This is a genomic window from Bradyrhizobium huanghuaihaiense (assembly GCF_025200885.1).
Lineage (GTDB): Bacteria > Pseudomonadota > Alphaproteobacteria > Rhizobiales > Xanthobacteraceae > Bradyrhizobium > Bradyrhizobium huanghuaihaiense.
The window spans coordinates 4,806,977-4,823,369 of sequence record NZ_CP104172.1 but is presented as its reverse complement, the minus strand read 5'-3'; the positions used below and the strand labels follow the sequence as shown (position 1 = coordinate 4,823,369).

Sequence of the window (16,393 nt, the reverse complement as noted above, 5' to 3'; positions counted from 1 at the left end):
CGATATGCCCAAATTTTCGAGCAAGCGCCGTGTCAATCACAGCGCATCCGAGATGTTTGATCTGGTCGCCGACGTCGAGCGCTACCCGGAATTCGTGCCCCTGTGCAGCGCACTGAAGGTGCGCCAGCGCATGGCGAAGCCCGACGGCACCGAGGTGCTGGTCGCGGACATGACGGTGTCGTTCAAGCTGGTCAAGGAATCCTTTACCAGCCGCGTGACGCTCGACCGCAGCAATTTGAAAATCCTCGTCGAATATCTGCAAGGTCCGTTCAGTAAGCTCGAAAATCGCTGGACGTTCGAGCCCAAAGGCCAGGAGGGGGGTGAGGGCGTCTGCGACGTCGGTTTCTTCCTCGCCTACGAGTTCAGGAGCCGCATGCTGGCGATGCTGATGGGCTCGATGTTCGACGCCGCCTTCGCGCGGTTCTCGGCCGCGTTCGAGAAGCGGGCGGATGTGATCTACGGGCGGCCGAAGCTGGCGTCGACGTAGAGCGTACCCTCTCCACCGTCATTGCGAGGAGCGAAGCGACGAAGCAATCCAGAGTCTTTCCGTGGAGGGATTCTGGATTGCTTCGCTGCGCTCGCAATGACGATGGGGAGGCAGGCGTGCCAAACCCTCAATCCACCGCCTTCACCACATCAGGCGGCTGTGAGGCGTAATACGCCGCGGCCTGCTCGATCTCCTGCGGCGTCATCGCGCGCGCGATGTTGCGCATCTGCTGGCTGATGTCGTTGCGGCGCTCACTGGTCGCGAAGGCGTGGAGCTGCGCCTTCATATAGGCCTCGGACTGGCCTTCCAGCCACGGGCTGCCGGTCTTGTTGTCGAGGCTGCCGTGACAGGAGCCGCAGGGCGCGATCCCGCGCATCGGCGCGCCGTAGATGACGATGTTGGGTTTGGGAAGCTGCGGCGTCGGGTGATAGGCGGGCAGCCGCGGCAGGTAGGCGTAGTAGAGCGAGAGATCGGCGATCTCCTGATCGGTCAGATTGACGGCGAACGGCGACATCACGGCATTGGCGCGTGCGCCGGAGCGGAAATCGTGCAGCTCCTTGTAGATCACGGCCGCGTACTGGCCGGCGAGGTTCGGCGAATCCGCGCGGCTGATGCCGGTCGGGCCGTGGCAGATCGCGCAGCGCTGCGCCAGCGTGGCGCCGCGGCCGATCGCCTCCTGGCTCGGACGGGCCAGCGTGTTCGACGTGAGCACGACCTCGGACAGGCGTTTCTCGTGTCCAGGTGCCGCAACGACCGGCGCGCGCTGCGGCACGCCGGCGGCGCTGCAGATTGCGTCCCAGACATTGGCGAACTGGACCCAGGGCTGGGCGAAGGGCAGCACGATGAAGCCCACAATCGCGGTCACGATCAGAATCGCAGCGGTGATGCCGACGCCGCGTGTGAAATGCGGATTGCTGAAGGTGAAGAGGTCGCGCGCGCTCATCACTGCGCTCCCACATAGACGGCCGGCACCGACGTGCCCTCGGTCATCGCCAGCGTCAGGATCGGGTAGCCGTAATTGGTGAGGGTCAGCGCGATCATCAGCGCCACCCAGAGCGCGTGGGTGTTGAGCGCGATCGGCACGGTCGCGGGCTGGTGCACGGCCAGCGCAAAGCGATAGGGTCCGGCCTCGGCCTGAGGTGCGCGCATGCCGCGGGCGAGAATGACCAGGAACAGGATTCCCGACGCCAGCAGGATGAAGCCGCCGATTGCGGAGAAGGTGACCGAGAGCGCCTGCGGCGCGATCGCGGGATCGCCGAAGTCGAAATAGGCCATGCGGCGCGGCATGCCGAGGATGCCGACCCAGTGCCACGGGAACGTGGTGACGATCATGCCGATGAACCACAGCCAGAGCTGGGTGCGGATCAGGCGGAGGTCGATGAGCTCGCGCCCGGTCAGATGCGGCCACAGATCATAGGCGATCGCGAAATACATGATCACGATGGCGCCGCCGAAGATCAGGTGGAAATGTCCGGTGATCCACTGCGTGTTGTGGATCGACGCATCGAGCTGATAGCTCATGTTAATGAGGCCGCCGGCGCCGCCGAAGCCGAGCATGACGAAGGAGAAGGCCAGCGCCAGCATCATCGGATTGTCCCAGGGCAGGGCCCTGATCCAGCCGAACATCCCGCGACCGCCACGCAACCGCGCCGCGATCTCGACCGAGGCGCAGATCGTGAACACCGTCAGCAGCGTCGGCAGCGCGACCAGTGCGGTGAAGGCCGAATGGATGAACTTGAAGCCGGCGCCGACCATCGGATCGGCAAAGGTGTGGTGCATGCCGATCGGCATCGCCACCACCAGGAACAGGATGAAGGAGATCCGCGCCATGCTGTCGGAATAGACGCGGCCGCCGATCGCCCGCGGCACGATGGTGTAGTAGGCGATGTAGGTCGGCATCAGCCAGAAATAGACGATGGCGTGCAGCGTCCAGGAGAAGAAGACGCGGGCGAGGCCAGCGTCGATCGTGGCCTTCAGTCCCGCCGCGACGGGAATGATTTGAAGCAGCAGCTCGAGCGCGGCGCCAACGGCGGTCCAGGCCCAGAGGTAAGCACCCGCGACATTGGCGAACATCGCGAGCGGCACCGGCGCGCCGGGATGGGCCTTGCGCCAGACGCGCAAATTGATCGACATCAGCGCGACCCAGATCCAGGAGCCGACCACGACCAGAACGACGCCGAGATAGTAGAAGACGTTGCCAATCAGCGGCGGATAGAAGGTGTAGAGCACCGAAGCGCGCCCCAACGCGACCGGAATCACCGCCATGACGCTGCCGATGACGATCAGCCAGAAGCCGGTCCAGGCCCAGCGCACGCCGACCAGGCGCTGCTCCAGCGCGGACTCGCTGATGGCATAGCCAAAGCCCATCGCCACCAGGGTCGGGAAGACATAGCCCATCACCGTGCCGTGCGCGGTCAGCGAGCGGTAATAGAGCTCTGGGTTGGACAGCCAGGTGCCGATCGGGCTGCGGATGAACATCTGCCAGGCGCCGAGCGTCAGCGCGACGCCGAACACCGCAAAGGCGAGCCAGAAATGGGCGAGGATGAGCTTCCTATTGACCAACACAGCTCAGCCTCCCGCCGCCCTTCGCACGACCCGCGAAGTCGGTCTTGTCGATCACCTTGACCTTGCCCCACATGCCCTCATGGCCGAAGGAACAAAACTCCTGGCAGGGCATCAGATAGTCTCCGGTCCTCGCAAAGCGCATCAGCTGCTCGGAGACGTAGCCCGGCACCAGCATGGTGTTGATATTGGTGCCCTGGATCAGGATGCCGTGCACGACGTCGGCGCTGGTGGCACGCAGCGTGATCGGCGTGTCCACGGGCACCACGATGCAGGCCGGCGTGAAGGAATATTGCTGGCCGATCGCGCGCACGGTGACGTTGCCATTGGCCTCCAGCACGCTGCCGAGATTGCTCTCGACGAATTCGCCGGACAGATGAATCCGCGAGGGATCGGTGGTCTCGACGCGCGGCTGCGGCATGGTCGCGCGGTGGATGCCGGCGAAGGCCGCGAGCAGCGCCATCATCACGATGATGATCACGGCGATGGTGGCCCAGCGCCGCTCGACGCGGGCCGCGACCTCGGCGCTGGCGCTGCCGTTTCCATGGGTTTCCTCAGTGCTCATTGCAGCGGCCCGCGCGGCAGGAAGACGAACAGATAGAAGGCGAGCCACATCGCGACGACGCAGGCCGTCGCGATGCCGGCGAGCACGATCGCTCCGGAGGGGCCTTGTGCCACGACCTCTTCGACGGCCTGGTCGGCGGCGGCTGGGCTGGTCGGCGGATCGGAATTGATCATGACGTCTCTCAATTCAGCGGCGCGGAGCGCAGCTCGTTGGCCTCGCGCGCCGAGACCGGCGTGCCGCGATTGCCCCAGGCGGTGCGGATGTAGGAGACGACGGCGGCGACCTCATTGTCGGAGAGGAGCCCTGTGAAGGGCGGCATGCCGTAAGGCATCGGGTTGCCCTTTGTGCCCGGCGGATAACCGCCATTGAGCACCATGCGGATCGGGTTGACCGCCGACTCCATCTCGATCGACTGGTTGTTGGCGAGCGGCGGCCAATGCGGCGGCTTGCCTTCGCCCTGCGTGCCGTGGCAGCTCGCGCAGTTCTTGTCGTAGACGGTCTTGCCGAGGCTGATCAGCAGGCTGCTCTCGGTGGTCGGCAACGCCGAGCTTGCCGGCGGCGGCGGGGAGGGCTCCGAGATGCCCTTGAGGTACACCGCCATCGCGCGCGTATCCTCGTCGCTGAGATACTGCAGGCTGTTGTGCACGACCTCGGCCATCGGGCCGTAGACCACGCCCCGTGCCGAAACGCCGGTCTGGAGCAGGTCGGTGATGTCCTTGATGCTCCAGTCGCCGAGTCCCGCCTCGCGGTTGGAGGTCAGGGACGGCGCGTACCAGTTCTGCATCGGGATCAGGCCGCCCTTGAAGGCGTCCGATTTCGAAGTGCCGCCGAGCGCGTTGATCGGCGAATGGCACATGCTGCAATGGCCGAGGCCTTCGACGAGATAGGCGCCGCGATTCCATTCTGCCGACTTGGCCGGGTCGGGCTTGAACTCACCCTCGCGGAAATACAGCGTGCGCCAGCCGAGGATGAGCTGGCGGTTGTCATAGGGGAAGCGCAGGTCGTGCGGCTTGTTCTTCTGGCTCACCGGCGGGATCGAGCGCAAATAGGCGAAGATCGCGTCGCTGTCGGCGCGCGTGACCTTGGTGTAGGAGGCGAACGGCATCGCCGGATAGATCAGCCCGCCATCGGGGAAGCGGCCGCTGTGCATGGTCTTGTAGAAATCGTCGGCGCTCCACTTGCCGATCCCGGTTTCGGCATCGGGCGTGATGTTGGAGGTGTAGAGCGTGCCGAACGGGGTCGGCATGGCACGGCCGCCGGCAAACAGACGGCCCTCCGGCGCGGTGTGGCAGGCGGTGCAATCGCCGGCGCGCGCGAGATATTCGCCGCGCGCGATGATGTCGCCGGGTTTGTCGCTTGTCTTGTCCTGCGCCTGCGCAACCGTCGTGAGCGCGGTGAAGGCGAGGATTGCGATCGACAGTTTCGAGCCCATCATCCGCCTCGTCAGTTGGGCTGGCTGCCGCAGCCGAACGGCAGCGCGTAGGTGCCTTTCGGCACGGGAGCCGGGTTGGCAGGCGCGGGACGCGCCGCGAGCCAGGCTGCGACGGCGGTAACATCTGCTTCCGTCAGGTGTCCGGCGACGAGCTGCATGCAGTCGGGCGACTTCGCCGTGCGCGTGCCGTATCGCCAGGCGCCGAGCTGCGCGCTGATATAGGCGGCGCGCAGGCCGAGCAGGCCGGGAATTCCGGGCTGCATGCCCGTAAGGCCCGGGCCATGACAGCTCACGCACGCCGGTATGTTACGACCGGCGTCGCCGCTGGTCGCGAGCAATTCGCCCTGCGCGAGGACATCCTTGCTGACCTCGCTCGGCGCCGGCTGCGGCAGCGGCGGATGCTCGCTGGCGAAATACTCCGCCATCGCTTCCAGATACGGATCGGGCAGAAACTCCAAGAGATAGTTCATCGGCGGATATTTGCGCCGGCCGCTGCGGAAGGCGAGGAGCTGGTTGTAGAGATAGCCGGCGGGCTTGCCGGCCAGCCGCGGGAAATAGACGTCGCTGGTGCCTTCGCCCTTGTTGCCGTGACAGGGCGTGCAGGCTTCCACCCGCGCCGCCATCGTATCCGGCGGCTGGTTGGCCGTTTGTGCGGCCGCACCATCAAACGCGGCCAAAGTGACAATGACGGCGGCCGAGGCCGCGGTGCGAGCGAACACTTGCGTCGCCCTCCACAAGACTGGTCCGGTTGATTCCGGATCACAAGGTAGAGCGGCATTATTGCGCCAATATTTTCCTGCGCAAGATCAGGCACGTGTGACGACGTTTGGTCGCGCCTGCACATTTATGATCCCGATCGTTTTCGACAAAAATTGCGTGCTTTTTGGAAAGCAGACATGACACTTTGATCTCGCGACGCGTTTCGTCCGAGCTTTGCTTCGTCGTATCGCGCTCTCTTTGTCAGAAGGCGCAGGGAAGGCCGGGTGCCGGCCGGGCACCCACGGTCCACTGTGCGAAGGTTGCGCTACAAGAGGCTGCACAGCGGCATACAGGTGAAGCCCAACACACGGCCTTCCCTGCGCAGTGGTTTGACGGCTTATGTCGTGCTCTCCCCGGGGAGCGATGCACTATTGCCCCCGTCGCCCTGCGGATGGCTGATGCGCGCGCCCGGTTGGGTCGCAGCATCACAGCAGGACTTGGCGCACAGACCCCGGGCGCCAGGACCACACGATTTTGCCGTACGCAGGCTGCACCGGTCGTGCGCGCGCTAGTGTTTGCTCACGGCGTGAGCCGCCCTGCAAACCACCTTCGCGCCGACGCCGCCTGCGTCCACCACGTCCCATCCCGCGTGTCGTGACGATCGCGAACGCCCCTCGGACCGGGCTGGGATGGCTGCAACATGCGATAAATCCGAATTCGCGTAAAGCGAATTGTTTTCGTCCTGATGCATTGACCCCGGTCTTGTGTGTTTTGCCCGTCGGGCAACGCAAGCTATGGCGTGAACGCGACTCCGCCTCCGCCATGCCACGAACCGGTCTCCCCTCGGCCCCAAAATGCGCTACGATGATCCCAGCGCGCCTCAAGTCGCGCAGATTGAAGAGTGAGGAAACGAGATGAGGATGAGAAGCGGAACGGCGCTCGCCGGGGTGGCGGCGCTGGCGGTGGTGGGGATGGCCCTGACGACGGCGTTTGGGCCGGCCTGGGCCCACGGACCGACCCGGCAGAAAGTGCGGGAATCCATCGAGATCAACGCAGCCCCGGCGAAGGTTTGGGCCGTGATCGGCAATTTCCAGGACATGAGCTGGCTGCCGCCGGTGACCAAGACCGAGGGCGAGAAGGGCAACGAGATCGGCGCGACGCGGAAGCTGACGCTGACGGGCGGCGCCACCGTGGACGAGGAGCTCTACAAGTTCGACGCCGCCGCGATGACCTATTCCTACCGGATCACCTCCGTCGACGTGAAGGTGCTGCCGGTCACCAACTATTCCTCGACGCTGACGGTGACGCCGAGCGCCGACGGCAAGGGCGCGACGCTGGAATGGGCCGGGGCGTTCTACCGCGGCTTTCCCAACAACGATCCGCCGCCCGAGCTGAGCGACGAAGCCGCCAAGACCGCGGTGAGCGGGCTCTACAAGGCCGGCCTCGAGGCGCTGAAGAAGAAGATCGAGAGCGGAAGCTGACCGTGCGGGTCCTGGTCCTGGCGGCGCTCGCCGCCAGCATCGCCCAGGCGTCAGCCGAAGAGGCGTTCGTCACCAACCAGCTCAGCGACGATCTGATGGTCGTGGACCTCGCGACCTCGCGCAGCGTTGCGACCATCCCGATCGGCGGCAAGCCGGCCGGCGTCGCCGTCAGTGCCGACGGGCGCTTTGCCTATGTCACGAGCCCGGATGCCAAGGCCGTGACGGTGGTGGACGCCGCCGCGCGGCAGGTGACGGGGCGGATCGAGGTCGGCGGCGGGCCGCTCGGCATTGCCGTGGCGCCTGACGGCCGTACCGTCTATGTCGCCGACTGGTACGCGGCGGCGGTCCGGGTGATCGATGCCGCGAGCCGCAGCGTCACAGCCAGCATCGCGGTCGGCGCCTCGCCGTCGGGGCTGTCAGTGACGCCCGACGGCAAGCTGCTGCTGTCGGCCGACCGCGACGACGACAGCGTCTCGGTCGTGGACGCGGCGACGCGCCAACGCAAGGCGGTGATCAAGGTCGGCACGCGCCCGTTCGGCGTTACCATCGATGCCGAGGGCAAGCGCGCCTACACCGCCAATGTCGGCTCCGACGACGTCTCCGTGATCGACATCGCGGAGGCGCGCGAGGTCGGCCGCGTGCCGGTGGGAATGCGTCCCTATGCGGTGGCGCTGACGCAAGGGCGCGGTTTCGTCACCGACCAGTATGGCGGCACGGTCAGCGTGTTCGAGCTCACGAGCCTGAAGCCGATCAAGGGCATCAATGTCGGCGACTACCCCGAAGGCATTGCGGCAACCGCCGACGGCAAGCGCATCATCGTCGCCTGCTGGGAGAGCAATACGCTAAGCATCATCGATGCGGTCGAATTGAAGGTGATCGGCGAGATCAAGACCGGCGACGGCCCGCGCGCGTTCGGGGCGTTCTTGCGCAGGACGGAGTAGGGGATGTCTCGTAGCCCGGATGAGCGAAGCGATATCCGGGACAGTGCCATCCTTATCCACCGACGCTCCCGGATGTCGCTTTGCTCATCCGGGCTACGGCACCTTCGACGCGGCGAAGTCTCGCAACTTCACGAAAAAATCCTTCAGGATCGGGTTGCGGTCCACATAGATCACGTAGCGGATCGGATGCCGCCTGCGGTCGACGCTCCACGTCATCTGATCCGTGAGGACCGGAGCGGGGATGATCACGCTCGGTGCCCACATGGGATTGAGCAGCCAGCCGACCGGCGCCATGTCCCAGATTTCGTTGGCCCAGCCCATGTGGTCGGGCGCATACTCCTTGAAGCGCATGGCGAGAAACGCGCCGATGCTGCCGTGGGGTTCGACGTAGCGTTCGATCTCCGGAACAGTCGAGTGAAGACGCGAGGTGACGCCCATGCAAGGCACGAGGACGAGCGGCACGCCGCTGTCGAGCAGCGCCTGCGCGCCGCCGACGTCCTGCTTCAGATTGAACTCGACCGTGTGGGGCCATTCCAGCGCATGGCCGCCGAGCCAGACCACGACGATCCGGTCGATGATATCGGGCGCCCTCAGCAGCGCAGAGGCGACGTTGCTGATGGCGCCGATGGCAACGACGTAGAGCGGATTGTCCGGGGTGCCCGCGCGCGCCCGGGTGATGAGGTCGTCCACGGCGGGGGCCGTCCGCGCCGTCTTGCCGGGGCCGACATAGTCGGTGACGCCGCGATGAACCAGGCCTTCCGGCGCGACGTTCAGGCGATCCAGCAGGCGCAGGATTTCCTGATAGCTCAGCTCCATGCCGTGGCCGGGACTGTCCGCGCGCGCATTGAAGAACGGCGCGGCGTAGATCGCTTCGACTGAGAGGCGGTCCTTCGACAGCAGCATCTGCACGAGCGCGAACTGGTCGTCGATCTCGTTATAGGTGTCGGTGTCGAGCACGACCCGCAACCGGCCGACCGGCGGCTCCAGGAGCTTGAGGCGGCTTGCGTCCGTGAGTGTCATTGACGTCTCCCCAGCCGTGCGCTGCGATTGCGGATCAGACGCTCTGCTGGATCCGGCAGACCACTTCGGCAATCTCCTCCATCTGGGCGAACATGTGATCGGGCGCAAGCGCCCGCAACGCCGCCGGCGCGGCATAGCCCCAGCTGACCGCGCCGCAGGCTATCCCTGCGGCCCGCGCGGCCTCGATGTCGCGCACCTCGTCGCCGATCGCGATGACGCGGCCGGGGTCCACGCCGGCGCGCCGGACGACGCGGCGGAATTTCGCGGCCTTGCCGAACAGCGATGCCGAGCAGTCGTAATGCGAGAATAGCGCGGCAGCCTCGCCGAGCTTCTCGCGCGCATTGGCCTCGCTGTCTGACGTCACCAGCGCAAGCTGCACGCCGTTCTCCGCCAGCGTCCGCAGCATGGTCTCGACGCCCGCAAACAGCGAAATCTCAGCTGCTGCCTCCGCCTTCAGCCGCCGCGCATGCCGCGCGATCGCCGGCAGCTTCCACAGCGGCACTTCGAGCCGGGTGAGGATCTCGCGGCTCGAGGCATGCCGCAGCCCCTCGATGTCCTCATCGGCGACACGGCGAAAGCCGAAGCGATCGGCAACGTCGTTGATGACGCGCAGGAACCAGGGAAAACTGTCGGCGAGGGTGCCGTCGAGATCGAAGATGGCGAAGGAGTAGGGCATGGGGGAGAGGAAGTACCGGATGGACTCGCGCATCGGGTCCAGCCGACGACGCGCTGACAGATGCGATCGGAGATGCTATATTAAGGCCCAGAGGTGACAGATGTCGGAGCTACTGGCAAGGATTGCGGTTGATCCCCAGCGTATGCATGGACGCCCCTGCGTTCGCGACCTGCGCGTCACGGTTGCCGACGTCCTGGGGCTGCTGTCAGCGGGACAGACGCGGGAGAGCATCCTCGAAGACTATCCGTATCTTGAAGAGGCCGATATTGACGCGGTGCTCGCCTATGCTGCCCGTCAGGTCGATCACCCGATCATAGCGGCCAAATAGCTTGCCATACTTGATCGATGCCAAGCTTCCTCCGGCACTCGCGGAAGCCATGCGTCGCGCTGGATACGATGCGGTTCATGTGGCCGAGTTCGGGATGGCAAACGCGATCGACGGTGTGATCTGGAACGAAGCCATTTCTCGATCGGCCGTTCTCGTCACCAAGGATCGCGACTTTTCGCTTCTCCGCGTTGCAAAGGGTCAGGGACCGATCGTGCTATGGGTGCGCGTCGGCAACATCGACAATCGCGCGCTGATCCGCCAGTTTCTAGGCGCGATGCCGCAAATTGTCGAAGCCGTCGCGCGGGGTGAGGCGGTGATTGAATTCGTCGGCAGCTAGCGGGACCGCAACCTGCGGACTTCAACATTGACGTCGAGATCAATGTTACTGACGCAGGTCTGGGTCGTCCGATGTGAGCCGCCTTCAAACCAGTGGCCATCGCGTGCCCGGGCGCCACTGACGTTGGCCAGCTTCAGGCACCGCTATTGCGGCAGCGGTCCGCTGCTCTCGCCGGCAAACTGCCAGGCCAGCACAGCTTCCTCCCCGCTCTTGCTGGTGCCGATGATGTGCGGGCAGAGCTCGCGGTAGTGGCCCTCGTAGATACAAGTCACCTGCTGCTCGGCGAGGATGGCTTTCCGGAAGAGAGTATAGGGTCGACTGGGCATCGCTCCCTCCAGATCGCTCATCTGGCCTTGTCAACCACTTAAGTGTAGAGGTGCGGAACCGGAAGGGACGCCATGCCGATAGATGACACCCAGCTCAGCAAATTTCTGAGCTTCGTTTTGCGCCACAAGCCTGATGCGATCGGGCTTGTGCTGGACTCGCAGGGGTGGGCCAGCATCGACGACCTGATCGCCAAGGCAGATGCCGCCGGCACAACGTTTGACCGCGACGATCTGCTGCGTGTCGTTGCAGAGAGCGACAAGAAGCGTTTCTCGCTGTCAGCCGATATCGAGCGCATTCGCGCTGCGCAAGGCCATTCCGTCTCCGTTGAACTTGGCTTGGCGGCGCAGGAGCCGCCGTCGGTCCTGTATCACGGGACCGCAACCCGGTTCGTCGAAGCGATCCTGTCCGAGGGACTGAAGCCGCAGGCGCGCCAGCAGGTGCACCTGTCCTTCGATGAGGCGACGGCGCAGCGCGTCGGTCAGCGCCACGGCAAGCCGCACGTCTTCAAGGTCGATGCCGGCGGTATGCATGCCAAGGGATTCAGGTTTTTTCGCGCGGACAATGGCGTGTGGCTGACCAACCATGTGCCGCCGGAGTTCCTGGCGTAGCCTATATCTGCGATTTCCAGACGGTCGCCTCGGTCCAGCCGAGTTCGGCGAATTCGGCAGCCCGGAGCGGCGCTTCGCCTTCGGCAAAGAACTCGTCGAGCTGTGGCGGCGCGACGGCCGTCTCGGACAGCATGGCGTGCGCCTGTCCGCGATGATGGATCTGGTGCTGGAACAGATGCATGAGCAGCCGGTCGCGGCGCTCGGTCTGAACGCTCGTGTCGCGGTTGATCTTCACGACGTCATCGAGCCGCGCGGGCGTCAGCGCATCGCAGATGGCAATCAGGCGCTTGTCCATCGTGGCTTGCGCAGGCTTCAGCGCAGTAAGGGCAGGAAGGGGCACTTCGTTCTTCCAGGCCGCAGGTCCGAGCCAGCCGCCCTCAAGCGCATCGATGTAGAAGAGGTCGATGACGTAGATGTGGTTCAGCGTGCGCTGCAGGCTTGGAAAGAAGCCGGTGCGGTGAGCTTCGAATTCCGACTGAGGTAGCGCGGCGCAGGCCGTGAGCAGGCGATGGTTCGCCCAGGCATTGTTGTGGGCGAAGGCGCGATAGGTCTGCACGAGTCCTGCGGACATGTCGGTTCTCTCCCCGATCCTTGGTGGTTCGTCGAGCGAGAATGACGAAGCGCGGTCCACCGTCTCACGAGAGGGCGTGGCGGATTACGCTTCGCTAATCCGCCCTACGGCTTCGGTTCAAAGCGCCTACTCCGCCGCCTCACTCGTGCTCCGCCGCTTCGGCTTCCGCGCCTTCTTCAGCACCGGCTCCAGGAATTTGCCGGTGTAGCTCCGCGGTGCCTTGGCGATGTCCTCCGGCGGGCCCCAAGCGACGATCTCGCCGCCGCCGTCGCCGCCTTCGGGGCCGAGGTCGATGACCCAGTCGGCGGTCTTGATGACTTCGAGATTGTGCTCGATGACGACCACCGTGTTGCCCTGCGCGACCAACTCGTGCAGCACCTCCAGCAGCTTCTTGACGTCGTGGAAGTGCAGGCCGGTGGTCGGCTCGTCCAGGATGTAGAGCGTGCGGCCGGTGGCGCGCTTGGACAGCTCTTTTGCCAGTTTGACGCGTTGCGCTTCGCCGCCCGATAGGGTGGTCGCTTGCTGGCCGACGTGAATGTAATCGAGTCCGACGCGGTGCAGGGTCTGAAAAGTCTCGCGCACGCGCGGCACCGCCTTGAAGAACTCGGCGGCTTCCTCGACGGTCATGTCGAGCACGTCGGCGATGCTCTTGCCCTTGAACAGGACTTCCAGCGTCTCGCGGTTGTAGCGCTTGCCCTTGCAGACGTCGCAGGTGACGTAGACGTCGGGCAGGAAGTGCATCTCGATCTTGATGACGCCGTCGCCCTGGCAGGCCTCGCAGCGGCCGCCCTTGACGTTGAAGGAGAAGCGGCCGGGCTCGTAGCCGCGCGCCTTGGCTTCCGGCAGCCCGGCGAACCATTCGCGGATCGGCGTGAAGGCGCCGGTGTAGGTCGCGGGGTTGGAGCGCGGAGTGCGGCCGATCGGCGACTGGTCGATGTCGATGATCTTGTCGATATGCTCCAGGCCCTCGATGCGGTCGTGCGGCGCGGCGCCTTCGCTGGCGCCGTTCAGCTTGCGGGCGATGGCGCGGTAGAGCGTGTCGATCAGGAGCGTCGACTTGCCGCCGCCGGAGACGCCGGTGACGCAGGTGAACAGGCCGAGCGGAATCTCGGCGGTGACGTTCTTGAGGTTATTGCCGCGCGCGTTGACCACCTTGATGGTGCGGCGGTGGTTCGGCGGGCGCCGCTCCGGCACCTCGACCTCGAGCTCGCCGGTCAGGTACTTGCCGGTCAGCGATTTCGGGTTGCGCATGATCTCGGCAGGCGTGCCTTCGGCAACGATGTTGCCGCCATGCATGCCGGCGCCGGGCCCGATGTCGAGCACGTAGTCGGCAAGCCGGATGGCGTCCTCGTCATGCTCGACCACGACCACGGTGTTGCCGAGGTCGCGCAGCCGCTTCAGCGTGTCGAGCAGGCGGGCGTTGTCGCGCTGGTGCAGGCCGATCGAGGGCTCGTCCAGCACGTAGAGCACGCCTGTGAGCCCCGAGCCGATCTGCGAGGCCAGGCGGATGCGCTGGCTCTCGCCGCCGGACAGCGTGCCGGAGGAGCGGGACAGGGTGAGGTAGTTGAGGCCGACGTCGAGCAGGAAGGTCAGGCGCTCGCGGATCTCCTTCAGGATGCGGCCGGCGATCTCGTTCTGCTGCTTGTTCAGCGCCTCGGGCACGGTCTCGAACCACTCGCCGGCCTTCTTGACCGACAGCTCCGAGATCTCGCCGATATGCTTGTCGCCGACCTTGACGCAGAGCGCCTCGGGCTTGAGCCGAAAACCCTTGCAGCCCTCGCAGGGCACGTCGTGGAAATACTTTGCCAGCTCCTCACGCGCCCACTCGCTCTCGGTCTCGCGATAGCGGCGGTTGATGTTGGTGATGACACCCTCGAACGGCTTCTTGGTGTCGTAGGAGCGCACGCCGTCCTGGTAGGAGAACTTGATCTCGTCCTCGCCGGAGCCGTAGAGGATGGCGTCCTTGGTCTTCTTGGCGAGATCCTTCCACTTGGTGTCGAGCGTGAACTTGTAGTGCTTGCCGAGCGCGGTCAGCGTCTGCTCGTAATAGGGCGACGACGACTTGGCCCAGGGCGCGATCGCGCCCTTGCGCAAGGAGAGCTCCTTGTCGGGAATGACGAGGTCCTCGTCGACATGCTGCTCGACGCCGAGGCCGCCGCAGGCGGGGCAGGCGCCATAGGGGTTGTTGAACGAGAACAGGCGCGGCTCGATCTCGGGAATGGTGAAGCCGGAGACCGGGCAGGCGAACTTTTCCGAGAACAGGATGCGCTCGGGCCCGCTCTTGTCGTGGATTTTTGCTGTCTTCTTCTTTTCCTCGACGGGCGCGGCGGCCGGCGCGTCGGCGAACTCAATGACGGCGAGGCCCTCGGCGAGCTTCAGCGCGGTCTCAAAACTCTCGGCGAGGCGCTGGCCGATGTCGGCGCGCACGACGATGCGGTCGACCATGACGTCGATGTCGTGCGGGAATTTCTTGTCGAGCGTCGGAGCTTCCGCGAGCTCATAGAAGGTGCCGTCGATCTTGACGCGCTGAAAGCCCTTCTTGAGCCATTCGGCGAGCTCTTTGCGGTACTCGCCCTTGCGGCCGCGCACGACGGGGGCGAGCAGATAGAGGCGCGTGCCTTCGGGCAGCGCCAGCACGCGGTCGACCATCTGCGAGACGGTCTGGCTCTCGATCGGCAGGCCGGTGGCCGGCGAATAGGGCACGCCGACGCGGGCCCAGAGCAGGCGCATGTAATCGTAGATCTCGGTGACGGTGCCGACGGTCGAGCGCGGGTTCTTCGAGGTCGTCTTCTGCTCGATCGAAATCGCCGGCGACAGGCCGTCGATCTGGTCGACATCGGGCTTCTGCATCATCTCGAGGAACTGGCGGGCATAGGCCGACAGCGATTCGACGTAGCGGCGCTGGCCCTCGGCGTAGATGGTGTCGAAGGCGAGCGAGGATTTGCCGGAGCCGGAGAGGCCAGTGAACACCACCAGCTTGTCGCGGGGGATCTCGACGTCGATATTCTTGAGGTTGTGCTCGCGCGCGCCGCGGATCGTAATTGCGCGCAGGCTGGAGCCCGCGTTCTGTTGTTGGCGCTTCGCCTTGATCACTTCATCCATCCGAGTTGCCCTCAAGGAAGCCCAAAGGTGCGCGATCGCGCCAACAAAAAAGGCGCGCTGCGCCCGGAACCGGGATCGGCGCCGATGGGTATGGCAGCGAACGTAGGAAGAACGGAGACGGATTTCCAGAGGGAGTTGCGAATCGTCAACGGAATGTTGGCGCGCTGGCGGCACGTGGCAGCAGCGGGGCTTGCGGAACTGCTTTGGAACGTTGCCGCCAAGCAAAAAGGCCGGCACGAGGCCGGCCTTTCGTAACACGAGGGCGTTGGAGCAAGACTAGTACTTGGCCACCACCGGGCCGCCGAAGGTGTAGTTGAGGCGGACGGTGCCCATGTCGACGTCCTGCTTGATACGGTCGATACGGTCGTTGATGCCGACAATCGTGAACGAGTTGTTGCGCTTGCCCATGAACAGATGGTCGTACTCGATCGCAACGGACCAGCCCGGCGCGAAGCCGAATTCGAGGCCGGTGCCGACCGCGCCGCCCCAGCGCGTCTCGCTTGCGCTATCGAGGACGACGCCCCCCACCGTACCGTTGTACTTGGCGTGCGTGACGGCCGCGCCACCCTTCACGTACCAGAGCACGTTGTTCCAGGCATAGCCGACCTGGCCGGTGAACAGGCCAAGCGCGTCGATCTTGGTCTCGTTGACCAGCGGTGCGAGCACCAAGCTCGTGTTCGAGCCCTTCAGGTTGGCCCAGTCACCCTGGGCTTCAAGGCCGAACACCCAGCTGGCCGATTGCCAGCGATAGCCGATTTGGCCACCGACGACGGCGCCGGTCGCATTGTGACAGCCTTCAGCCGTGTCCGGACCCGCGACGCCGAAGATATTGTTGACGTCCCAGCAATTGCGGCTCGAGGCGCCACCGGCGTTGGCACCGATGTAGAATCCGCTCCAATTGTAGATCGAGGCCACAGCCACCGGCGCCTTGGTGTAGGGGCGGGCCGCAAGATCGGCCGCCGAGGCCGGTGTCAACGCGCTGAGTACGAACAGGCTGGCCGAAGCCAGCAAAACCTTCTTCATCTGATTCCCCAGTTCCGTTTCTCTTTGTTGCCTTCCGCAAGGAAGAGCAGCGGACCCTATGAGCCAACTGACGTTCACAGCTTTACACCAATAAAGCCAAAGGTTGTGTCACCGGGGAGCCACATCTCGCCGAAAACGCTAAGTGGCGGGTTGGCGCGTACTGCTACGCGCGCAAAAACAAAAAGGCCGGCGCGAGGCCGGCCTTTCGTAACGCAAGAGCGTCGGAGACGAAGC

At 64.9% G+C, this 16,393-nt stretch carries 19 protein-coding genes; 7 read left to right on the top strand and 12 right to left on the bottom strand.

The genetic code is table 11. The features are described from left to right. Positions 1-4 precede the first annotated feature (4 nt). On the top strand, positions 5-487 hold the full coding sequence (locus tag N2603_RS23045) for a type II toxin-antitoxin system RatA family toxin (protein ID WP_260383972.1): 483 nt from the start codon (positions 5-7) through the stop codon (positions 485-487). Between the two features lie 127 nt (positions 488-614). Here N2603_RS23045 and N2603_RS23040 read toward each other — a convergent pair whose 3' ends face one another. Genes N2603_RS23040 through N2603_RS23015 form a run of 6 tightly spaced genes read right to left on the bottom strand, consistent with a single transcriptional unit; the run spans position 615 to position 5,765 of the window. Beyond that, positions 615-1,430, bottom strand: a complete 816-nt coding sequence (locus N2603_RS23040) for a c-type cytochrome (RefSeq protein ID WP_260383971.1) — start codon at positions 1,428-1,430, stop codon at positions 615-617. Then, positions 1,430-3,052 (bottom strand): b(o/a)3-type cytochrome-c oxidase subunit 1, encoded by a 1,623-nt coding sequence (locus N2603_RS23035; RefSeq protein ID WP_260383970.1) that lies wholly within the window; start codon positions 3,050-3,052, stop codon positions 1,430-1,432. Before N2603_RS23035 ends, N2603_RS23040 begins: the two co-directional genes overlap by 1 nt. Beyond that, positions 3,039-3,614, bottom strand: a complete 576-nt coding sequence (locus N2603_RS23030; protein ID WP_260383969.1) for a cupredoxin domain-containing protein — start codon at positions 3,612-3,614, stop codon at positions 3,039-3,041. Before N2603_RS23030 ends, N2603_RS23035 begins: the two co-directional genes overlap by 14 nt. Beyond that, positions 3,611-3,787, bottom strand: coding sequence for a hypothetical protein (locus tag N2603_RS23025; protein WP_018641890.1), 177 nt, complete (start codon positions 3,785-3,787; stop codon positions 3,611-3,613). The genes N2603_RS23030 and N2603_RS23025 overlap by 4 nt, the downstream gene beginning before the upstream one ends. An 8-nt stretch (positions 3,788-3,795) precedes the next feature. Further along, positions 3,796-5,046, bottom strand: coding sequence for a cytochrome c (locus N2603_RS23020; RefSeq protein WP_260383968.1), 1,251 nt, complete (start codon positions 5,044-5,046; stop codon positions 3,796-3,798). A gap of 11 nt (positions 5,047-5,057) precedes the next feature. After that, positions 5,058-5,765, bottom strand: coding sequence for a c-type cytochrome (locus N2603_RS23015; protein ID WP_018641892.1), 708 nt, complete (start codon positions 5,763-5,765; stop codon positions 5,058-5,060). An 894-nt stretch (positions 5,766-6,659) separates the two neighbouring features. Here N2603_RS23015 and N2603_RS23010 point away from each other — a divergent pair. Continuing rightward, positions 6,660-7,226 carry an SRPBCC family protein gene (locus N2603_RS23010; protein WP_260383967.1) on the top strand — a complete coding sequence of 189 codons (567 nt, stop codon included), beginning with the start codon at positions 6,660-6,662 and terminating at the stop codon, positions 7,224-7,226. Positions 7,227-7,228: 2 nt separating this feature from the next. Then, positions 7,229-8,167 carry a YVTN family beta-propeller repeat protein gene (locus tag N2603_RS23005; protein ID WP_260383966.1) on the top strand — a complete coding sequence of 313 codons (939 nt, stop codon included), beginning with the start codon at positions 7,229-7,231 and terminating at the stop codon, positions 8,165-8,167. 93 nt (positions 8,168-8,260) lie between these two features. On the opposite strand, the gene N2603_RS23000 is transcribed toward N2603_RS23005, so the two are convergent. Beyond that, positions 8,261-9,187, bottom strand: a complete 927-nt coding sequence (locus N2603_RS23000; protein WP_260383965.1) for a nucleoside hydrolase — start codon at positions 9,185-9,187, stop codon at positions 8,261-8,263. 34 nt (positions 9,188-9,221) lie between these two features. Further along, a complete protein-coding gene (locus N2603_RS22995; protein WP_260424237.1) occupies positions 9,222-9,863 on the bottom strand; it encodes an HAD-IA family hydrolase in 642 nt (213 codons plus the stop codon). A gap of 100 nt (positions 9,864-9,963) precedes the next feature. Here N2603_RS22995 and N2603_RS22990 point away from each other — a divergent pair, with 100 nt between their 5' ends. Beyond that, the gene (locus N2603_RS22990; RefSeq protein WP_260383964.1) at positions 9,964-10,191 is read left to right on the top strand and encodes a DUF433 domain-containing protein; all 228 of its coding nucleotides are present in this window, start codon (positions 9,964-9,966) and stop codon (positions 10,189-10,191) included. 10 nt (positions 10,192-10,201) lie between these two features. Continuing rightward, complete coding sequence (locus tag N2603_RS22985) at positions 10,202-10,528, top strand: DUF5615 family PIN-like protein (protein WP_260383963.1); 327 nt, start codon at positions 10,202-10,204, stop codon at positions 10,526-10,528. A gap of 143 nt (positions 10,529-10,671) precedes the next feature. On the opposite strand, the gene N2603_RS22980 is transcribed toward N2603_RS22985, so the two are convergent. Next, on the bottom strand, positions 10,672-10,854 hold the full coding sequence (locus tag N2603_RS22980; protein ID WP_260383962.1) for a hypothetical protein: 183 nt from the start codon (positions 10,852-10,854) through the stop codon (positions 10,672-10,674). 72 nt (positions 10,855-10,926) lie between these two features. On the opposite strand from N2603_RS22980, the gene N2603_RS22975 reads away from it, so the two are divergent. After that, positions 10,927-11,463: an RNA 2'-phosphotransferase gene (locus N2603_RS22975; RefSeq protein ID WP_260383961.1), complete on the top strand. Its 537-nt coding sequence runs from the start codon at positions 10,927-10,929 to the stop codon at positions 11,461-11,463. 1 nt (position 11,464) lies between these two features. Here the strand turns inward: N2603_RS22975 and N2603_RS22970 are convergent, their stop codons facing one another. Together N2603_RS22970 and uvrA are read right to left on the bottom strand one after the other, a co-directional pair. Then, positions 11,465-12,034, bottom strand: a complete 570-nt coding sequence (locus tag N2603_RS22970) for a DinB family protein (RefSeq protein WP_260383960.1) — start codon at positions 12,032-12,034, stop codon at positions 11,465-11,467. 126 nt (positions 12,035-12,160) lie between these two features. Then, positions 12,161-15,136 carry an excinuclease ABC subunit UvrA gene (uvrA, locus tag N2603_RS22965; RefSeq protein ID WP_260383959.1) on the bottom strand — a complete coding sequence of 992 codons (2,976 nt, stop codon included), beginning with the start codon at positions 15,134-15,136 and terminating at the stop codon, positions 12,161-12,163. Between the two features lie 27 nt (positions 15,137-15,163). Here uvrA and N2603_RS22960 point away from each other — a divergent pair, with 27 nt between their 5' ends. Then, entirely contained in the window at positions 15,164-15,391 is a 228-nt protein-coding gene (locus N2603_RS22960) for a hypothetical protein (RefSeq protein ID WP_145832241.1), read from the top strand. 21 nt (positions 15,392-15,412) lie between these two features. Here N2603_RS22960 and N2603_RS22955 read toward each other — a convergent pair whose 3' ends face one another. After that, positions 15,413-16,159 carry an outer membrane protein gene (locus N2603_RS22955; RefSeq protein ID WP_018642154.1) on the bottom strand — a complete coding sequence of 249 codons (747 nt, stop codon included), beginning with the start codon at positions 16,157-16,159 and terminating at the stop codon, positions 15,413-15,415. Positions 16,160-16,393: the final 234 nt, after the last annotated feature.

Coding starts and splice junctions, on each gene's coding strand:
- N2603_RS23045 (WP_260383972.1), top strand. CDS start 5: ATGCCCAAATTTTCGAGCAAGCGCCGTGTCAATCACAGCGCATCCGAG.
- N2603_RS23040 (WP_260383971.1), bottom strand. CDS start 1,430: ATGAGCGCGCGCGACCTCTTCACCTTCAGCAATCCGCATTTCACACGC.
- N2603_RS23030 (WP_260383969.1), bottom strand. CDS start 3,614: ATGAGCACTGAGGAAACCCATGGAAACGGCAGCGCCAGCGCCGAGGTC.
- N2603_RS23025 (WP_018641890.1), bottom strand. CDS start 3,787: ATGATCAATTCCGATCCGCCGACCAGCCCAGCCGCCGCCGACCAGGCC.
- N2603_RS23020 (WP_260383968.1), bottom strand. CDS start 5,046: ATGGGCTCGAAACTGTCGATCGCAATCCTCGCCTTCACCGCGCTCACG.
- N2603_RS23010 (WP_260383967.1), top strand. CDS start 6,660: ATGAGGATGAGAAGCGGAACGGCGCTCGCCGGGGTGGCGGCGCTGGCG.
- N2603_RS23000 (WP_260383965.1), bottom strand. CDS start 9,187: ATGACACTCACGGACGCAAGCCGCCTCAAGCTCCTGGAGCCGCCGGTC.
- N2603_RS22995 (WP_260424237.1), bottom strand. CDS start 9,863: ATGCCCTACTCCTTCGCCATCTTCGATCTCGACGGCACCCTCGCCGAC.
- N2603_RS22990 (WP_260383964.1), top strand. CDS start 9,964: ATGTCGGAGCTACTGGCAAGGATTGCGGTTGATCCCCAGCGTATGCAT.
- N2603_RS22980 (WP_260383962.1), bottom strand. CDS start 10,854: ATGCCCAGTCGACCCTATACTCTCTTCCGGAAAGCCATCCTCGCCGAG.
- N2603_RS22975 (WP_260383961.1), top strand. CDS start 10,927: ATGCCGATAGATGACACCCAGCTCAGCAAATTTCTGAGCTTCGTTTTG.
- N2603_RS22970 (WP_260383960.1), bottom strand. CDS start 12,034: ATGTCCGCAGGACTCGTGCAGACCTATCGCGCCTTCGCCCACAACAAT.
- uvrA (WP_260383959.1), bottom strand. CDS start 15,136: ATGGATGAAGTGATCAAGGCGAAGCGCCAACAACAGAACGCGGGCTCC.
- N2603_RS22955 (WP_018642154.1), bottom strand. CDS start 16,159: ATGAAGAAGGTTTTGCTGGCTTCGGCCAGCCTGTTCGTACTCAGCGCG.